General features: G+C 44.8%; 15 protein-coding genes, 1 pseudogene and 2 riboswitches. All 16 genes and pseudogenes read left to right on the forward strand.

Annotation, left to right across the window (positions count from 1 at the left end):
* Window positions 1-178 precede the first annotated feature (178 nt).
* A complete protein-coding gene (ilvD, locus tag BLP92_RS15350; protein ID WP_090843839.1) occupies window positions 179-1870 on the forward strand; it encodes a dihydroxy-acid dehydratase in 1692 nt (563 codons plus the stop codon).
* Between the two features lie 211 nt (window positions 1871-2081).
* Window positions 2082-2714 (forward strand): TetR family transcriptional regulator, encoded by a 633-nt coding sequence (locus BLP92_RS15355; RefSeq protein ID WP_090843840.1) that lies wholly within the window; start codon window positions 2082-2084, stop codon window positions 2712-2714.
* A gap of 16 nt (window positions 2715-2730) precedes the next feature.
* Complete coding sequence (locus tag BLP92_RS15360) at window positions 2731-3558, forward strand: GvpL/GvpF family gas vesicle protein (RefSeq protein WP_090843841.1); 828 nt, start codon at window positions 2731-2733, stop codon at window positions 3556-3558.
* A 48-nt stretch (window positions 3559-3606) separates the two neighbouring features.
* A complete protein-coding gene (locus BLP92_RS15365) occupies window positions 3607-3921 on the forward strand; it encodes a gas vesicle protein (protein WP_090843892.1) in 315 nt (104 codons plus the stop codon).
* On the forward strand, window positions 3914-4156 hold the full coding sequence (locus BLP92_RS15370) for a hypothetical protein (RefSeq protein WP_090843842.1): 243 nt from the start codon (window positions 3914-3916) through the stop codon (window positions 4154-4156). Before BLP92_RS15365 ends, BLP92_RS15370 begins: the two co-directional genes overlap by 8 nt.
* Window positions 4157-4306: 150 nt before the next feature.
* Window positions 4307-4419: riboswitch (SAM riboswitch) on the forward strand.
* 227 nt (window positions 4420-4646) lie between these two features.
* A riboswitch (SAM riboswitch) is annotated at window positions 4647-4759 on the forward strand.
* Window positions 4760-5227: 468 nt separating this feature from the next.
* Window positions 5228-7012, forward strand: coding sequence for a PLP-dependent aspartate aminotransferase family protein (locus BLP92_RS15375; protein ID WP_090843843.1), 1785 nt, complete (start codon window positions 5228-5230; stop codon window positions 7010-7012).
* A 32-nt stretch (window positions 7013-7044) separates the two neighbouring features.
* Window positions 7045-8022 (forward strand): aliphatic sulfonate ABC transporter substrate-binding protein, encoded by a 978-nt coding sequence (locus BLP92_RS15380; RefSeq protein ID WP_090843844.1) that lies wholly within the window; start codon window positions 7045-7047, stop codon window positions 8020-8022.
* A 62-nt stretch (window positions 8023-8084) separates the two neighbouring features.
* Window positions 8085-8936, forward strand: a complete 852-nt coding sequence (locus BLP92_RS15385) for an ABC transporter permease (RefSeq protein WP_425284451.1) — start codon at window positions 8085-8087, stop codon at window positions 8934-8936.
* A gap of 15 nt (window positions 8937-8951) precedes the next feature.
* The gene (locus BLP92_RS15390) at window positions 8952-9701 is read left to right on the forward strand and encodes an ABC transporter ATP-binding protein (protein WP_090843845.1); all 750 of its coding nucleotides are present in this window, start codon (window positions 8952-8954) and stop codon (window positions 9699-9701) included.
* A gap of 2 nt (window positions 9702-9703) precedes the next feature.
* Window positions 9704-11386, forward strand: coding sequence for an acetate--CoA ligase (acsA, locus tag BLP92_RS15395; RefSeq protein ID WP_090843846.1), 1683 nt, complete (start codon window positions 9704-9706; stop codon window positions 11384-11386).
* On the forward strand, window positions 11383-12564 hold the full coding sequence (locus tag BLP92_RS15400; RefSeq protein WP_090843847.1) for a homoserine dehydrogenase: 1182 nt from the start codon (window positions 11383-11385) through the stop codon (window positions 12562-12564). The genes acsA and BLP92_RS15400 overlap by 4 nt, the downstream gene beginning before the upstream one ends.
* Window positions 12565-12738: 174 nt before the next feature.
* Window positions 12739-13281: pseudogene (locus BLP92_RS15405) on the forward strand (DsbA family oxidoreductase); the annotation flags it as partial.
* Between the two features lie 41 nt (window positions 13282-13322).
* Entirely contained in the window at window positions 13323-13496 is a 174-nt protein-coding gene (locus BLP92_RS18090; protein WP_175444326.1) for a hypothetical protein, read from the forward strand.
* 294 nt (window positions 13497-13790) lie between these two features.
* Window positions 13791-15092, forward strand: coding sequence for a preprotein translocase subunit SecY (secY, locus tag BLP92_RS15410; protein WP_090843849.1), 1302 nt, complete (start codon window positions 13791-13793; stop codon window positions 15090-15092).
* Window positions 15093-15308: 216 nt separating this feature from the next.
* Window positions 15309-17693, forward strand: a complete 2385-nt coding sequence (locus BLP92_RS15415) for a 3-hydroxyacyl-CoA dehydrogenase/enoyl-CoA hydratase family protein (RefSeq protein ID WP_090843850.1) — start codon at window positions 15309-15311, stop codon at window positions 17691-17693.
* Between the two features lie 17 nt (window positions 17694-17710).
* Window positions 17711-18892, forward strand: a complete 1182-nt coding sequence (locus tag BLP92_RS15420; protein ID WP_090843851.1) for an acetyl-CoA C-acetyltransferase — start codon at window positions 17711-17713, stop codon at window positions 18890-18892.
* Window positions 18893-18905: the final 13 nt, after the last annotated feature.

Genomic DNA, 18905 nt, shown 5'->3' on the forward strand with positions numbered 1-18905 from the left:
TATGTATTCTTTCTTCAGTTTACCGTGAGTAAAGAGTTCGTGCAAATCAAAGCAGTGCGTTTCTGAATAACATGTGAATTCTGAAAACTCATTGCGGAAATTGTGAAAAATAGTTAAGATAGAGGTTATAGCTGAAGCTGTAATTGAAATTGAAGTAATGCAGGAGAGGATGACAAGAATGAGTGAACAAAAAGATCTGCGTATTAGAAGTAAAGTAATCAGTGAAGGGGCAAACCGGGTACCGAACCGTTCCATGCTCCGCGCTGTTGGATTTACGGATGAAGATTTTAAAAAGCCAATGATTGGGATTGCAAGCACCTGGAGTGAGGTAACACCTTGTAATGTACATATTGATAAACTGGCGTTAAAAGCGAAAGCGGGAGCATCTGCAAACGGCGGTGCACCGATGATATTCAATACGATCATGGTAGCTGACGGAATTGCAATGGGACATGAAGGAATGAATTATTCCCTTCCGAGCAGGGAAGTAATTGCAGATTCCATTGAAACGGTTGTTGGTGCAGAGCGCATGGACGGCGTAGTAGCAGTAGGAGGATGTGACAAAACAACCCCTGCCTGTATTATGGCAATGGGCCGGATTAACCTTCCCTCCGTCTATGTTTACGGCGGAACGATTGCTCCTGGTAAATTGAACGGGGAAGACATTGATATCGTTTCTTCCTTTGAAGCTGTTGGCCAGTATCAGGAAGGGCTGATTGATGATGCCCAGCTTCATAAAGTGGAATGCAGCGCATGTCCGGGAGCCGGAGCCTGCGGCGGCATGTACACAGCGAATACGATGGCTTCTGCAGTGGAAGCGCTCGGCATGAGCATCCCTGGATCTTCATCCACTCCTGCGGTAAACGACTATAAAGAAGAAGAGTGCCGACAAGCAGGGGAACTCGTAATTGAATTATTGAAGAAAGATATTTATCCAAGGGATATCATGACGAAGAAAGCATTTGAAAATGCAATCACGGTAGTAATGGCACTCGGTGGTTCAACGAATGCGTTCCTCCACCTGATTGCAATGGCACACTCAGCAGGCGTAGACCTGGATTTTGAAGATTTTGAAGCCGTACGTAAAAAAGTACCGCATATTGCTGATCTGAAACCGAGCGGTAAATATGTGATGCAGGACCTGTATGAAGTGGGCGGCGTACCTGCTGTAATGAAAGAGCTTCTTGCCGCAGGACTTCTTCATGGAGACTGCCTCACGGTTACTGGTAAAACGATGGCGGAAAATCTGGCTGAGGCTCCAGGATTAAAAGAAGGACAAAAAGTAATTTATCCAATTGACCAGCCTCTGAAGAAAACAGGTCCGCTTGTTGTATTGAAAGGAAACCTGGCACCAGAAGGCGCTGTGGCAAAAATGTCCGGCCAGAAAATCAGCAGATTTGAAGGAGTGGCGAAAGTCTTCGATTCCGAAGCTGATGCAACGACTGCGATTGAAGCAGGCGAAATTGTAGAAGGAGATGTACTCGTAATCCGCAATGTAGGACCAAAAGGCGGACCGGGTATGCCGGAAATGCTTTCTATTACTGCAATGATTGTCGGCCGGGGGCTGAACGGAAAAGTCGCGCTTATGACAGACGGGCGCTTCTCCGGCGGATCTCACGGTTTTGTTATCGGCCATATCGCACCGGAAGCAGCTGTGGGCGGTCCAATCGGTCTTCTCCAGAATGGAGATACTGTAACGATTGACAGCGAAACGCAGGAAATCAATATGCACGTCGATGATATTGAACTGGAAAAAAGAAAAGCTGCATGGACTGCACCGGAGCCCCGTTATAAAACAGGCGTTCTGGCAAAATATGCAAAGCTCGTTTCTTCTTCAGCAAAAGGTGCTGTAACAGACGGCGACCTATAAAAAATTCACCCCGGCAGATCAGTTCTGCCGGGATTTTTAATTTGCATCACAGGCAGCAGGCTGCTGTATCAGGTGCTGCACTTCTTTTTTAATAATTTAGTCCAAAATGGCAGTTTAAAACCTATAAATCAGGGAAGATAACAAACATACATCATGTATGTAAAACTTACATAATTTACTTTCCATTTTCAGCATAAAGGAGGAACTGCATTTGCGGAAAACCAAGGAAGAAACCGCTCAAACGAGAGAGTCTATCATCAACGCCGCAGAAAATTTATTTATTGAAAAGGGTTATGAAGGTGTTTCTCTCGAAGATATTGCAGCGGAAGTGCACTTAACCCGGGGCGCAGTTCACTGGCATTTTAAAAATAAAAAAGGTGTGCTCCTGGCGATTAGAGAAAGAATTGAAATGCCTTTGGAAACACTGGAGAATTTTCTGGCAGACCAAAGTGAAGAAGATCCTCTGGAAGCACTGGGACATACAGTAAAAAAAGCGCTGGAGGAATATCAATACAACAGCAGACTGCGGAAACTGACGAAAATCATTCTTCATTTTGAATACAATACGGAAAACGAAAAACTGGGAAAAAAATCTTCTGAACAGCGGGCACGTAAAGTAGTTACGGAAGTACTGAGAATAGCGCAGAAGCGATCTGCTTTTCAGGTTCCATGGACACCGGAATCCGGAGCGCTTGCTTTCACGGGACTGTTTGCAGGAGTTCTTTCCGAGTGGGTCCGGGAAGACACAGAATTTGAATTGATTCCGGATGCAGAAAAAGTACTTACTTCCATTTTAGACATATGGGGCGCGCAGCTCTCAGAACTTAATAAGCATTCAGGATAAAAACAGGAGGGGTAAGATGACTACAGATGTGAATACGCAGAAATTAATTTACTTATACGGATTTATTCCTGCCGAGGAAATAAAAGAAAAAGGAGAAATATCTATTCCAGGTATTGATTCCGACTATTCAGTGGAATTCTACACATACGGGGACATTACAGTGGCTGCCTGTCTTGTGAAAGAAGAAGAATTTAACGAACAGGAATTGAATAAAAAAGTGGAAGACATGAAATGGCTGCAGGAGAAAGCATTTCATCATCATGACAATATGAATAAACTGCATGAGAAATATACAATTATACCATTGAAATTCGGCACCATATATCAAAATAAAGAAAGTATGGAAAGTACTATCGGTTCTTACAGAGAAAATATCCAGCATATATTCCAGGAACTTGAAGGGAAAGAAGAATGGAATATTAAGATCTATACTGATGTAAAAAAATTCAAAGAATCAGTAGCAGTTACAAGTCCGGCGATCGAAGAAGAACAAAAGAAAATAGAGGAACTTCCGCGGGGAAAACAATTTTTCGCAAAGAAAAAAATCGAAAAGCGGATAGAAGAACAGGCGGATAATGATATCATCGATTACTGCGAGAATTTTCATGAAGAAGTGAAAAAATACAGTGAAGCAGAAGAAGTAAAGAAAAACTGGGAAAAGAAATTAACCGGCCGGGAAGACGATATGTGCTGGAATGCCGCTTACCTTATCCCGGAAGAACATGTGGAAAAGGTCGCAAAGCTGGTAAAGGATAAAAGGACCGGGGAAGAAAATTTCACTTTTGAAATTACAGGACCGTGGCCGGCTTACCACTTCTCGGATTTTTCAAAAGGAAAAAAGTAAGGGATTATACAGAAATAGGAGTGAAGGGAGGACGGTAAAATGGAGGATATGCAGCCCGCAAATCTATCCAATGGACTAGTAGAAATACTGGAAACAGTATTAGATAAAGGAGTAGTAATTGCCGGAGATATATCTATTAATCTGCAGGATGTGGAACTGCTTACTATTAAAATCCGGCTGGTCGTTGCTTCAGTTGACAAAGCGAAAGAAGTCGGGATAGACTGGTGGGAGAGCGATCCGCTGTATTCTACAAGAGCTGTGGAAGCGGAAAAAGAAAATGAACTGCTGAAAGAAAAAATCCATCAGCTGGAAGCCCGCATAGGATCAGATACTCCCACAACGAAGGAGGAAAATGATGAATAAGCGTGATTTTTTCAAAGATATCTCCAGGTTAATCAAAGATTTGGAACATCAGGACCGGTCTATGGTAGCGAGAGTGGAAGAAAAAGAAATAGATGTTGCTGGAAAGAGAGCAGTATTAAAAACGGAAACTTCATTCAAGGCACAGGTTGGAATTCCAAGTAAAGAAGAACTGGACCTTATAAAACGCAGACAGATAAATGAAACACGGTTGAATAAAGGCAGACTGGAAGAATAGTTTCTATATGAAAAGGCTCTCCGGCATGGAGAGCTTTTTTATGTAAGAAGAAAATTAATAAGCTGCTTCCTCTTTTTCCGGAAATATCATTTTGCACTTTACAATAGAAAGTTTTTCATGCTAAGATGTTCACATCCAAAAAACATATTAAACTTATCCAGAGCGGTGGAGGGACTGGCCCTATGAAACCCGGCAACCATTAGGCGTTTTACGTCTGAAAGGTGCTACATCCTGCAAAGAGTCCGCTCTTTGGGAGATAAGATTATGATTCTGCAGAAGAATACATATCTCAACTCCCGGAGTGCATTAAAGCTCCAGGAGTTTTTTTTATGCAGCGTAATCAGCGCACAAGGATAAGTTAAAATAATTAAGTTAGAAAAAACAATTGACCAATTGTATGAATGATGATAATATTCAAACTAATCAATCACTGAGAAAACAAAGCAGTTAAGTCGGGATAGAGTTTTTATCCCATGACAATTACATACTTCTCTTATCCAGAGCGGCGGAGGGACTGGCCCGATGAAGCCCGGCAACCACTGAGTATTTTACTTGGAAGGTGCCAAATCCTGCAGAACTATTTTTAGTTCTGAAAGATAAGGGAGAGCTCGTTATTCGCGTACTTGCATCTCTCTATCTTTCACAGGTAGAGAGATTTTTTGTTTTTCAGGAAGCTTTGTTAATGTTCCTTGTTGGTAAGGAAACTTCGCTTTTACTCGGCAGGAGAAAGAAGCTGCAAGCGTACTTTTCTTATATCAACACCAAACTCAAACAGAGACACTCATGCAAATTTTTTGCACCATGAAGTATGAAAATTAATAATGCTGTGTAACGAAGGAGAGGACACCCAAAGGATGAGCGCCGTTCGAGAATCCATTTTGGCGGATGTTCTTTCCGTCAAAATTAGTCGAGAACAAGCCCTTAGGTAAGCTTCTCCGAAAGTGGAGCAGCATTATTACTTCTTTTTAGCGGACTTTTATTTTCAAGGTAGCATTTCAGAAAGAAATAAGGGCTCTATTTACACCTTTAAAACTTAGTAAACAGATCAAATTAATCAGGGAGGCAATAGCTATGAGCGACAACAAATTTTTCGAAACGTATCATCCGGAAACAGTAAATTTACATGGGGGGCAGTCACCGGATCCGACTACAGGATCAAGAGCGGTGCCTATTTATCAGACGACCTCTTATTTATTTCACGATACAGATCATGCAGAGAGCTTATTCTCGCTGGATGAGCCGGGCAACATATACAGCCGTATCGGCAATCCGACAAATGATGTTCTGGAAAAAAGAATCGCACTGCTGGAAGACGGCGTAGCAGCAGTTGCTACAGCATCCGGTATGGCAGCCATTTCACTTTCCATACTGAACGTTGCAGGAGCAGGGGATGAAATTGTTGCAGCAACAAATCTTTACGGAGGTACATATAACCTGTTCGCAGTAACGCTGCCGAGATACGGAATTAATGTAAAATTCGTTGATCCGGACGATCCGGAAAACTTCCGTGCAGCAATTAACGATAAAACAAAAGCAGTATTTGCTGAAACAATCGGTAACCCAAGTCTTCACGTACTGGATATTCAGGCAGTAGCGGATGTAGCACATGAAGCAGGCATTCCGTTGATTATCGATAACACCTTTGCTACACCTTACGTAGCAAAACCGATTGAGCAGGGAGCAGATATCGTTGTTCACTCCGCGACAAAATGGATCGGCGGGCACGGAACATCCATCGGTGGACTTGTTGTAGACGGCGGGCGTTTCAACTGGCAGTCCGAAAAATTCCCTGTGTTTAATGAACCAGATCCAAGTTATAACGGCATTGTTTACGCAAAGGACTTCGGAACTCTTGCATTCAGCACGAAGCTCCGTGTGCAGCTGTTAAGAGACTTTGGTCCGGCACTCAGCCCGTTCAACGCATTTCAGCTGCTGCAGGGACTGGAAACGCTCCATCTGCGGATTGTAAGACACAACGAGAATGCACTGGAGCTTGCAAAGTATCTGGAGCAGCACCCGGCAGTTGACTGGGTCTCCTACCCGGGACTGAAAAGCCATCCGGCGCATGAAAATGCGAAGAAAGTACTGAAGCACGGAGCGGGAGCTGTACTGAACTTTGGAATTAAAGGCGGACGTGATAAAGGGCGCAAGCTGATCAACTCTGTGTCGCTCTGGTCCCACCTTGCAAACGTCGGTGATGCGAAAAGCTTGATCATTCATCCGGCTTCCACGACACATCAGCAGCTGACAGGAGAGGAACTGGAAAAAACAGGCGTATTTGAAGACCTGGTCCGCCTATCTGTCGGTATTGAAAATGTAGAAGACTTAAAGAAAGACCTGGACCATGCCCTGCAGATTGCTACAGGAGAAGGAAATGCCAGCGACAATACAGTGATTAATGACGAAGGCGTCATCCGCTGGGCACTGGCCAACGCGACAAACAGCGACGGAAGCGAATCCCGCCAGAAAACAATAGCCGTTGTGGGACTGAGCGGTAAGGAATCCCGCCCAAGCCATAGACTGGCAAGAAAAATGCAGCGTCTCGGCTATAAAATTATTCCTGTTAATCCACGGGAAACGGAAATCCTCGGTGAAAAAGCATTCCCGGACATTTCATCTGTAGAAGGTCCGATTGATATCGTGCAGGTTTTCCGCAGTCCGGAAGCAGCGATAGAAATTGCGAAAGAAGCAGCCGAAGTACAGCCGAAAATCTTCTGGCTGCAGGAAGGCGTTATTTCAGAAGAAGCAGCATCTATTGCCAAAGAAGCAGGCATTGAAGTAGTGCATAACCGCTGTACGTATAAAGAAGCGCAGCGTCTCCGCGGGAGTATTTCCACGTTTGCCTGCGAAATTTAAATAAATTTAACTAATTACAGGAGTGATTATTGATGAAGAAAACGTTAGCAGGAACAGCAGCGGCAGCCGCCGTATTATTAGCAGGGTGCTCAGGAGAATCAGACGCTGGCGCTTCATCACCCGAAACGATCACTGTAGATTACGCCTACTATTCTCCGACTAGCCTTGTGCTGAAGGATCAGGGCTTTCTGGAAGAAGTTTTCGCAGATGAAAATGTGGAATTTGAATATGTGCTCAGCCAGGGAAGCAACAATGCATTGGAATTTCTTTCTGGAGGAAGTGTAGATTTTGGGTCCTCTGCAGGTGCTGCGGCATTAATGGCAAAGGGTAATAATGCTCCAATTAAAAACGTTTATGTTTATTCACAGCCTGAATGGACAGCACTTGTTACCGGCGAAGGCAGCGAGATTACCTCTGTCGAAGATCTTGCAGGGAAAAAAGTAGCGGCAACGCTAGGAACAGACCCTTATATTTTCCTGGTAAGAGCTTTGGACGAAGCCGGAATGAGTGAAGACGATATTGAAATTGTGCCGGTTCAGCATAATGATGGAGCAAACTTACTTGCAAATGGCGAAGTAGATGCCTGGGCAGGTCTGGATCCGCACATGGCCCGACAGGAACTGGAAATTAATGCAGAACTGTTTTACAGAAATACAGACTTCAATACGTACGGCTTCCTGAATGTACGGGAAGAATTTGCAGAAGAATATCCTGAAGCTGTAGAAAAAGTAATTGAAGCCTATGAACTGGCAAGAGAGTGGGCAATTGAAAATCCGGAAGAAACAGTAGAGATCATTGTAGAAGAAGCGGGCATTGATGCTTCCGTAGCGGAGCTCCAGCTGGAAAGAAACAACTTCGATAACCCGCTGCCGGGACAGGAGCACATAGACAGCCTCAGCGCTGCAGGAGAAGTATTACAGTCCTCCGGAAATCTGGATGATACCTTAAGCGTGGATGAATTACTGGATGATCTTATTGATCCATCCTTTGCAGAAGAAGTGATTGAGTAAAGGAACATAACTGTTTCTGTTTGATTAAATAATTGTTAAAAAGAAAAAGGAGGCGGTGACACATGGCTATTTCTCAGGGACATCATGCCGAAAAGGAATCCGTGTTTAAATCAGTAATTAAAGTAAAACAGAAGGAACGACAAGGCATGCCGGCTTTCCTGAAAACAGCCGGTCTCGCTCTCCTTTTCCCAATTCTGCTTCTTGCACTTTGGGAAGGAGTGACCAGATTCGGTCTTGTAGCGGGACACCTGCTCCCCGCTCCTTCCGAGATTGTAGGCACGATCTGGGCGATGGGCGTAGACGGAAGCTTATGGGGCCATATGGGCATTACCCTTTACCGCCTTCTTTGGGGCTTCTTCTGGGGAACAATTGTCGCAGTAGTTATCGGCTCCCTTGTCGCTATGTCCAGAAATGCGGAAACAATGTTTGATCCGCTGATTCAGGCGTTTCGGGCAATTCCTTCCCTCGCCTGGGTTCCTTTATTTATCCTTTGGCTTGGTATCGGTGAACCATCAAAAGTAACTTTAATTGCGCTGGGTGTATTTTTTCCTGTGTATTTAAATGTAGTCGGCGGAATTCACTCTGTGGACCGGAAATTAATAGAAGTCGGAAAAGCATACGGCCTCAACCAGTTTCAGCTCGTCCGCCGGATAATTTTACCTGCTTCGCTCCCTTCATTTCTTACGGGACTTAGAAGCGGCCTCGGCCTCGGCTGGATGTTTGTCGTTGCGGCGGAGCTTCTCGGAGCAAGCCAGGGGCTTGGTTATTTACTTGTACTCGGACAGAATACGCTGTCTCCGAATGTAATTCTTGCAAGCATCGTATTGTTTGCGTTTTTAGGAAAAGTGACAGACTATGCTCTGAAAAAGCTGCAAACACGGGCTTTGCACTGGCAGGATAATATGAAAAATTAACGGAGGAGATTCCTTATGAGCATACAGGTGGATAAAGTCAGCAGAACCTTTCAGGGAACACTTGCTGTAGATGAAATTTCTTTTGAAGCAAAGCAGGGAGAAATTGTAGGGCTGCTAGGAACGAGCGGCTGCGGAAAAAGTACGATCCTTCGAGCTATTTCGGGTCTGGACACAGAGTATGACGGCACGGTGTGTATTCATGGAAAAGAAACACGCGGAACTTCCCGGGAGCTTGGTGTGATCTTCCAGGAGCCGCGGCTGATGCCATGGCTCACGGTAATTGATAACGTCTGTTTCGGTCTTACCGGGACGAAAGAAGAAAATCGTGAAAAAGCACGGGAGATTTTGCGTGTCGTAGGGCTCGAAGATTTTGAACAGCATTACCCGAAGCAGCTTTCGGGAGGCATGGCGCAGCGAACTGCAATTGCGCGTGCGCTCGTTACCGCTCCTTCGACTCTTCTTCTGGATGAACCTTTCAGTGCGCTGGATGCGTTCACGAAGCTGCAGCTGCAGGATATGGTGTTGGAGCTTTGGGAAAGCTACAAACCTACAATGGTAATTGTGACACATGATATTGATGAAGCCTTATACCTGTGTGACCGGATCGTTATTTTAAAAGGTCAGCCGGGGGAACTGCACGATAATCTGGAAATTACCCAGCCCAAGCCCAGGAAGAAATCAGATACAAAGCTCGCAGAATTAAAAGAATATATATTAGAAAGCCTGGATATAAGCCGCACCCCTAAACAGCGTAAGGAGGCATAATGATGACTATTTTAAAAGCAGCAGAAAATGCGAAAGTCAAAGCAAATTTCACTAAAGACGGAGGGGCCGTCAATTTTTCCTGGGAAGATGCCGTAAATGGGCTTGCAAAAGTCCCGGAAGGAAAGTGGAACGCGGCCTATGAATGTATCGACCGTCATGTGGAGGAAGGATATGGAGCAAAAGAGGCACTTTTGTTTACAGACGGTACAGAAGACCGGTCATTTACGTTTGAGGAAGTAAAGAAGATTACTGATGACTATGCACGCGTGTTGAAAGCGGAGGGAGTATCCGTGGGAGACCGCGTATTTATTTTTCTTCCTAAATCGCCGGAGTGCTACTTCGCTATTTTAGCAGCTATAAAAGTTGGAGCCATTGCAGGGCCGCTGTTTGAAGCGTTTATGGAAGACGCCGTCCGTGAAAGAATGCAGGACTGTGAAGCGCAGTACTTAATTACAGATGATGTATTAACAAATAGAGTGCCTTATAAAGATATTACTTCTCTTATAAAAACGTGGCATCTTGATGATCTGGAAGCAGAGGCCGAAGCATTACAGGGTGGAGAAGAGCCGATCGAATGGATGGGGGAGCAGGACAGCATGCTGATTCACTATACTTCCGGTTCAACAGGCCAGCCGAAAGGGGTGCTTCATGCACAGAAAGTGCTGCCGCATCACTTCATTACCGGTCGCTGGGTACTGGATATTCAGGATGATGATGTCTACTGGTGCACTTCACACCCTGGCTGGGTAACAGGCAGTGTGTACGGCGTATTTGCTCCGTGGCTTAATCGTGCGACAGTAGTCATTCACGGCGGGCGGTTTGATGCAAAAGAATGGTATGGCCTCCTGGAACGCTTCGGCGTAACTATATGGTACAGTGCGCCTACCGCTTTTCGCATGCTGATGAGTGAAGGCGATGTGTACCGTGAATTTGATCTTTCCAAGCTGCGCCATATGCTCAGTGTAGGAGAGCCATTGAATCCGGAAGTAATTCATTGGGCAAAAAGAGCTTTTGACGTAAGAATTCACGATACTTGGTGGATGACAGAAACCGGGGGCCATCTCATCGTGAATCTCCCTTCAGAAACAATTAAACCAGGTTCTATGGGAAGAGCGTTTCCAGGTGTGGAAGTTGGAATTCTTGATGAAAAGAATCAGCCGCTGCCGGCATACGAACCAGGAAAGCTTGCAATCAAAGCGCCGTGGCCGGGTTTAATGAAGGAAATCTGGAAAAACGAAGAGAAGTTCCAATCCTATTTTACTGAAAATGGATGGTACATCTCAGGTGATACTGCATTTCAGGATGAAGAAGGATATGTTTTCTTTCAGGGAAGAGACGATGATCTCATTAAAACAGCTGGAGAACGGGTAGGGCCTTTTGAGGTGGAATCGAAGCTGATTGAGCACCCTGCGGTGGCGGAAGCAGGTGTTATTGGAAAACCGGATAAAATAAGAGGACAGATTATTAAAGCATTTATTACGCTCCGCCATGGTTATGAAACGAGCGAAGCACTGGAGAAAGAAATCAGTTTGTTTGTCCGGAAAAATCTTGCAGCGCATGCAGCACCCAAAGAGATTGAAGTCGTGAATGAACTGCCAAAAACCAAAATCAGCGGAAAAATTCTTCGGCGGCTGTTAAAAGAGCAGGAGCTGGAGAAAATGGAAAAGGAGGAACTGACAACATGAGTAATCGGTTAGCAATTATCGGATACGGAACGGTAGGAAGCGGTGTATATGAAGCATTAATTGAAAAGCAGGCAAAAGTAGAAGGGCTGGTAGGAAACTTTTCGATTCCTGTCATTGTCGTAAAGGATCCTGACGTTCCGCGAAAAGTGAGCAGCAGCACAATTGTAACTACAGATTTCACGGAAATTTTTAAACAAAAAGTGGATACTGCTGTAGAAGCGACTCCTGATGCAGAAACTGCATATCCAATTGTAAAGGAACTTTTGGAAAATGGTATTACAGTAATTACTGCGAATAAAGAATTAGTAGCAAAGTACGGAGAAGAACTTCTTTATACAGCAGCGCTGAAAAACTGCCGCTTTTATTTTGAGGCAGCTGTTGCCGGAGGTATTCCTATTTTAACAAGTGTCCGTCACGCGTTGAAGACGAATACGATCGAAAAAGTGGAAGGCATTGTGAACGGCACCTCAAATTTTATTCTGACTAAAATGCGTGATGAAGGCACTGCTTTTAATGAAGCTTTAAAACAGGCGCAGGAATTTGGATATGCAGAAGCTGTGCCGGATAAAGATATTGATGGATGGGATGCCTGGTATAAAACAACCATCCTCAGCCACTGGCTCTACGGGAAACCGCCGGAATGGCAGGAAGAAAAGCCGAAGGGCATTCGTGACATTGATGTCCGTGATCTTCACCTGGCAGATGTATTCGGAGGGAGGGTAAAACACGTTGCTTCCCTGGAGGGCACGAAAGCAGCAGTGGAACCAAGGCTGATCCTTGCAGACCATGCACTGTATGGGGTAGAAGGTGTAAACAACGGCGTACACGTACAGGGTTCGATTTCCGGCTCTCTTTTATTCCAGGGAGCAGGAGCCGGGAAATTTCCAACCGCAAGTGCTGTAATTGAAGATATTGTAAACCACTGGACGAACACCGCAGAAGCGGAGCCGCCACAGCTGGAGGAGGAAGTAAAGCCAAAAGAGGCAGAGACTTTCCCTTACTGGTTTATTACAGGAAGCGGCTTAGAGAACCTTCCTAACCGTGTAACAGATATTGAAATTGTGGAAGGACGGGAAGGCACCATAATCGAAGCCGCTAAATCCGAAGCTGTTAAATTCGGAGAAGCAGTATATCCAGTAAGCGGAACACTGAAGAAAATTTTAGTGGCTGCTGGATAACAAGAAATTTTTATGATTTTTTTACGACTGACCTTTACGATGTGCTTATCGTAAAGGTATTTTCCTATGAATGAGCCGTGAAATATACCATAATAGGAAAAGACATCAGAAAGGATGATATTTATGACATTGAAAGTTCGCATTTACAGCGACTTTGTTTGACCATTCTGCTATTTAGCGGAGGCTCCGCTATTTCGGGCAATAGAAGGAAAAGAGGCAGAAATCGAATGGCTGCCGTTTGAGCTGCGCCCTTATCCAAATGAGACCTTAAGTCCACACAGCGATTATATCCAGCAGGCATGGCATCAATCAATACTCCCTATTGCAGAGCAGCTGAATGTAACGATGAATTTGAATATGACCGACCCGCAGCCTCACACGCACTATGCACATGAAGGACTGCTGTTTGCAAAAGAGCATGATAAAGGAAATGAGTACGCGCATAAAGTGTTCCGTGCTTTTTATGAAGATGGGATAAATATCGGTGATATCTCAGAGCTTCGTAGAATAGCGGAAGAAACGGGGCTTCCTGGAGAGGACTTCAGCCAGGCGCTGGAGGACAGAGTTTATTCCGACGCAAGAGAAGCTTCGATAAGAAAAGCGTACGAGGAAGGCGTGCAGGCTGTGCCTACCTTTTACATTGGAGATAAAAAACTCACCGGGCTTCAGTCACAGGAAGCATACGAAAAAGCAGTAACAGAGGCAGAAACCGAATAAATATTTCTGATGAAAGAAATATTTGTGATAGAAGCAATCGTTTGGAAGGTGATGAAGCACAAGCAGAATCGATCCTGTTTCTTAAAGGCAGCATGGCGGTCTCCGCCCTGCTGTCTGTGGATCGATGGAAGCTGCGCCCTGATTTAAAGAAATTAGTCGAGAAAGCCCTTGGCAAGCCTCTTCGATATTATAGCAGTGGTATTACTTCTCTTTAATGAAGCTTTTTTTTTAGCAGCAGCTGTTCATGATAGAAATATAAGTAGAAAAGTACCGGACACTGCTTAATCTGTAGATTATTTTTTCAAAAACCCCTGTTTTCTCCAATTTTTTTTCAAAAAGGAAAAATTGTCCGCGCATTGAAGAAGCGAATGTGATAGACTAAAAAAGCAGTAATTTTTCAAAATTGTCGCTAGTCATATGTTTTGATGGGGGTATCTTACACGCATCGTTATGCGTAAACGGTTACGCAGCATCAGAGATTTTTGAGATGAACAGAGGTGTATAGTTTTATGTTTAATACATTAAAAGGGATGTTTAAAGCTGGAGACTTGCGTAATAAAATTTTCTTTACGCTGTCAATTCTTATTGTCTTCCGTATTGGAGCGCATCTTCCTGCTCCTGGAGTAAACGCGGATGCGTTAAGCTTTGACGGTCTTGCAGCGCTTGGATTTTTAAATACTTTCGGTGGTGGTGCACTGGAGAACTTTTCGATTTTTGCCACAGGAATTATGCCTTATATCACAGCTTCCATTATCGTGCAGCTCCTCCGCATGGATGTAGTTCCAAAATTTGCGGAATGGGGTCGTGAAGGGGATGCCGGCCGTAAAAAGCTGGCACAGGTAACTCGTTATGGAACAGTTGGAATTGCGTTTGTACAGGCGCTCGGAATGTCTATCGGGTTTAACAACCTTATGCCGGGACTTGTGCCGAACCCTTCTGTCACAACGTATCTGATTATCGCCATCACACTGACAGGCGGAACCGCTTTTCTATTATGGCTCGGTGAACAGATTACTGCAAAGGGTGTAGGGAATGGTATTTCCATTCTTATCTTTGCCGGTATTGCCGCAGGTATTCCGAATGGTGTAATGCAGCTGTATTCTATTTACATCGCCGATGCAGGGGACCAGCTGTTTATGAATATTGTTATCGTAGCTTTAATCGTACTTGCGATTCTGGCAGTAGTAGTATTCGTTATCTTCGTACAGCAGGCAGAACGTAAAGTTCCTGTACAGTACGCGAAACAGATCGCAGCCGGCGGGCGTGCGACTGGCGGCCAGTCATCACACTTGCCGATCAAGGTGAACGCAGCAGGGGTTATTCCGGTTATCTTTGCCATGTCTCTGTTTATTTTCCCGCCGACAGTAGCGAATTTCGTCGGTGAGGGAAGTCCGATCGCTACATGGATTGTACAGACGTTTGACTATACCAATCCAATCGGTATGATAGTGTATGCTGTCCTTATCATTGCGTTCGCTTATTTCTATACGTTTGTGCAGATGAATCCTGAGCAGATGGCAGAAAATCTGCAGAGACAGAACGGATTTATTCCAGGGGTGCGCCCTGGGAAAGCTACACAGAATTATATTATTAAACTGTTATACCGTCTTACGCTGGTAGGCTCTTTATTCCTTGCGACCGTGGCGATTCTGCCATTGATTTTTGGTCAGCTTGCAGGTCTGCCGCCGGCTGTGCAGATTGGTGGTACTGGTCTTCTGATCGTGGTCGGGGTAGCCCTTGATACGATGAAGAGAATTGAAAGCCAGCTGATCGACCGCCGTTATTCCGGCTTTATGCGTCGGCCATCCTAAAATTTTTAAAAAAAGTTTTAAAAAGATTCAGCGCTGCAAATGCACGCTGAATCTTTTTTTTGTTTAAACGGAAAAAAAGTAATGTCAAAGTTTTTTGGTTTTTCTTATTGCGCGTTGGAGAATTTTTCTATATAGTAGAGATAGCGCAAGAGATTATTTTTTTAAGAAGAAAATGAATGAGTATTCATTCAAAAATATACTGCAAGGAGGTTTCTCATGTCACGACATATTAAAAAAGCAGCAGTTTTAGGTTCGGGCATCATGGGTTCTGGTATCGCAGCTCACTTAGCAAACATTGGTATTCCAGTACTTTTACTGGATATTGTACCAAAGGACAAGCAGGAAAGCGGGGGGACTGTCGCTACCCTGGAAGAGAAAAAAGTGCGCAGCAGCCTGGCGCTGGAGGCAGTAAAAAAGCTTCATAAACAAAAGCCTGCACCGCTTACGCAGAAAGAAAATGCAGATTTGATTGAAGCGGGTAACTTTGAAGATGATATGCATCGTTTAAGTGAAGTGGATTGGATCATTGAGGTAGTAGTTGAAAATCTGGAGATAAAACAAAAAGTATTTTCCCAGGTGGAAGAACACCGCAAACCTGGTTCTATCGTCAGTTCGAACACTTCCGGCATTTCGGTTGAAGCGATGGCTGAAGGACGTTCAGAAGATTTCCGGACACATTTTCTCGGCACACATTTCTTTAATCCGCCGCGTTATTTAAAGCTCCTTGAAGTCATTCCTACGAAAGATACCAGCGAGGACGTATTATCTTTCATGAAGCAATTCGGAGAAGATGTACTCGGCAAAGGTGTTGTGGAAGCGAAGGATACCCCGAACTTTATCGGGAACCGGATCGGTACTTACGGACTGCTTGTTACAGCAAGGGAAATGCAGAAGGGCGGCTTTACGGTAGGGGAAGTTGATTCCGTCACAGGACCTGCATTAGGCAGACCGAAAAGTGCTACTTTCAGAACTCTGGATGTTGTAGGTCTGGATACATTTATGCACGTAGCAAAAAACGTATATGATCAAGTGGAAGGAGACGAAAAAGAAGTATTTGATCCTCCAGCTTTTATGAAAAAAATGATTGAGGAAAAAATGCTGGGCAGCAAAACAGGGAAAGGTTTTTATCAGAAAAAGAAAACAGATAAAGGCAGCGAAATCTATGAGCTGGATTACGAAACGATGGAATATAAAGAGCGCACGAAAATGAAAGCGCCTTCTATCCAGCAGAGTAAGCAGGCAAAAGGAAAGGCTGCAAAAATTCAGACGCTTGTTTATGCAGATGACAGAGCTGGAGAGCTTGTCTGGAACATCCTGAAACCAACGCTTCTCTACTCAGCGGAAAAAGCTTATGAAATAGCAAACTCTGTTTATGAAGTAGACAATGCTATGAAGTGGGGCTTCGGATGGGAACTGGGTCCTTTTGAAACGTGGGATGCGATTGGATTGGAAAAATCAGTGGCACGCATGAAGGAAGAGGGAGAAACCATTCCTGCATGGATTGAAAAAATGATCGCAGAAGGAAACACAAAGTTTTATGAAGGGTACGGACGCTTCTACCATGAGGGCAGCTATAAAGATGCGGACGTAAATAAAAAAGTAATTCATCTGAAATCCTATAAAAACGAAAGCAATATTATTATGAAAAATGCGGGTGCCTCCCTCATTGATATTGGTGACGAGATCGCAGTGCTTGAATTTACCTCCCCGAATAATTCTATCGGGCTGGATGTCATGCAGATGATCAATAAGTCGATCGATGAAGTCGAGAAAAATTACAAAGGGCTCGTGATCAACAACCAGGGAAAAAATTTCTGTGTCGGCGCCAACCTGATGATGATGCTGATGGAAGCTCAGGATATGAATTTCCCAGAGCTTGACCTGGTAGTAAGACAGTTCCAGAAAACTACACAGAAAATAAAATATTCCCAAAAGCCGGTTGTTGCTGCGCCATTCCAGATGACGCTTGGCGGCGGTACAGAAATCAGCCTTCCTGCTGCAGGAATTCAAGCTTCCATGGAAACGTATATGGGCCTTGTGGAAACAGGCGTAGGGCTGATCCCAGGAGGCGGGGGTAACAAAGAGCTTTATCTCCGGCATATAAATGCACTGCCGAAAGGGACGCAGGTGGACCTGCAGGCAGTATCCAATAATGTATTTGAAAAAATAGCGATGGCCAAAGTGAGCACAAGTGCACATGAAGCAAGAATGCACGGCTTTCTGCGCCAGGAGGATGGTATCAGCATTAACGGAGATCATCTCCTGCACGACGCAAAGCAAAAGGCATTGTTTCTTTATGAGCAGGGCTACAGAGCACCGAAACATGAAAAAATTCCTGTCGTGGGAGAACGCGGCTACGCGACGATGCTGTTAGGAGCTAAAACATTGAAGTTCGGTGGCCATGTTTCAGATCACGATGTGAAAATCGCCGGGAAATTGGCGTTTGTACTGGCAGGCGGACGTGTTCCTTACGGTACGCAAGTAGATGAGCAGTATTTACTTGATTTGGAAAGAGAAGCATTTTTAAGCCTTATCGGCGAACCGAAAACACAGCAGCGTATGCAGCACATGCTGAGCAAAGGAAAACCGCTGCGTAATTAGATGAAGGAGGGATCGAATTGAAGGAAGCAGTAATTGTTGCAGGAGCGAGAACTCCTGTAGGTAAAGCTAAAAAAGGTACATTTGCCAGTGTTCGTCCGGATGATCTGGCTGCGATAACTATTAAAGAAACGCTTAAACGGGCAAATGATTTTGACCCTTCCCGAATTGAGGATGTCATTATAGGTTGTGCAATGCCGGAAGCAGAGCAGGGAATGAATATGGCGCGGAATATTTCTGCACTCTCGGGTCTCCCTGAGCAGGTGCCGGCGATTACAATTAACCGATATTGTTCTTCCGGCCTGCAGAGTATTGCATATGGTGCGGAGCGGATTATGCTCGGACAGTCCCAGGCAATTATTGCCGGCGGAGCAGAGTCTATGAGCCTTATTCCTATGGGCGGGCACGTTCTGGCCCCGAACCCGACGCTCGTAGAAAATGCTCCTGAATATTATATGGGCATGGGTTTCACAGCAGAAGAAGTTGCAAAGCGGTTCGGCGTTTCCAGAGAAGATCAGGATGCTTTTGCGGTAGAAAGCCACCGAAGAGCTGCAGCTGCAATTAAAGCAGGCAGGTTTGAAGATGAAATTGTGCCGGTTCCTGTGACGCTGCGAACACTAAGCGGAGAAAATAAACTGATAGAGCGGGAAGTAATACTTGCTCAGGATGAAGGTGTCCGTGAAGACACTACCCTGGAAACACTGGCAAAGCTGCGACCGGCTTTTAATCAGTTTAACGGGACTGTTACAGCAGGGAATGCGTCCCAGATGAGCGACGGTGCTGCTTCTGTGCTGGTAATGGATAGAGAAACTGCAGAGCAGGATGGGTTAACGCCGCTTGTGAAATTCCGTTCCTTCGCAGTCGCAGGGGTAGCACCGGAAATTATGGGCATCGGTCCTATTGAAGCTATTCCAAAAGCAGTAAAACAGGCAGGATTGTCTCTGGAAGATATCGGATTGTTTGAACTGAACGAAGCCTTTGCTTCGCAGTCGTTGCAGATTCTGCGCCATCTGAAACTGGATCACGAAAAAGTGAACGTTAACGGCGGCGCAATTGCACTCGGGCATCCACTCGGCTGTACAGGAACAAAACTTACGCTCAGTCTCATTCATGAAATGAAACGGCGCGGAGAACAGTTTGGCGTAGTAACAATGTGTATCGGCGGCGGAATGGGAGCTGCGGGAGTATTTGAACTTTTATAAAAACGAGGAGGAT

It is taken from the genome of Alkalicoccus daliensis, from assembly GCF_900103955.1.
Lineage (GTDB): Bacteria > Bacillota > Bacilli > Bacillales > Salisediminibacteriaceae > Alkalicoccus > Alkalicoccus daliensis.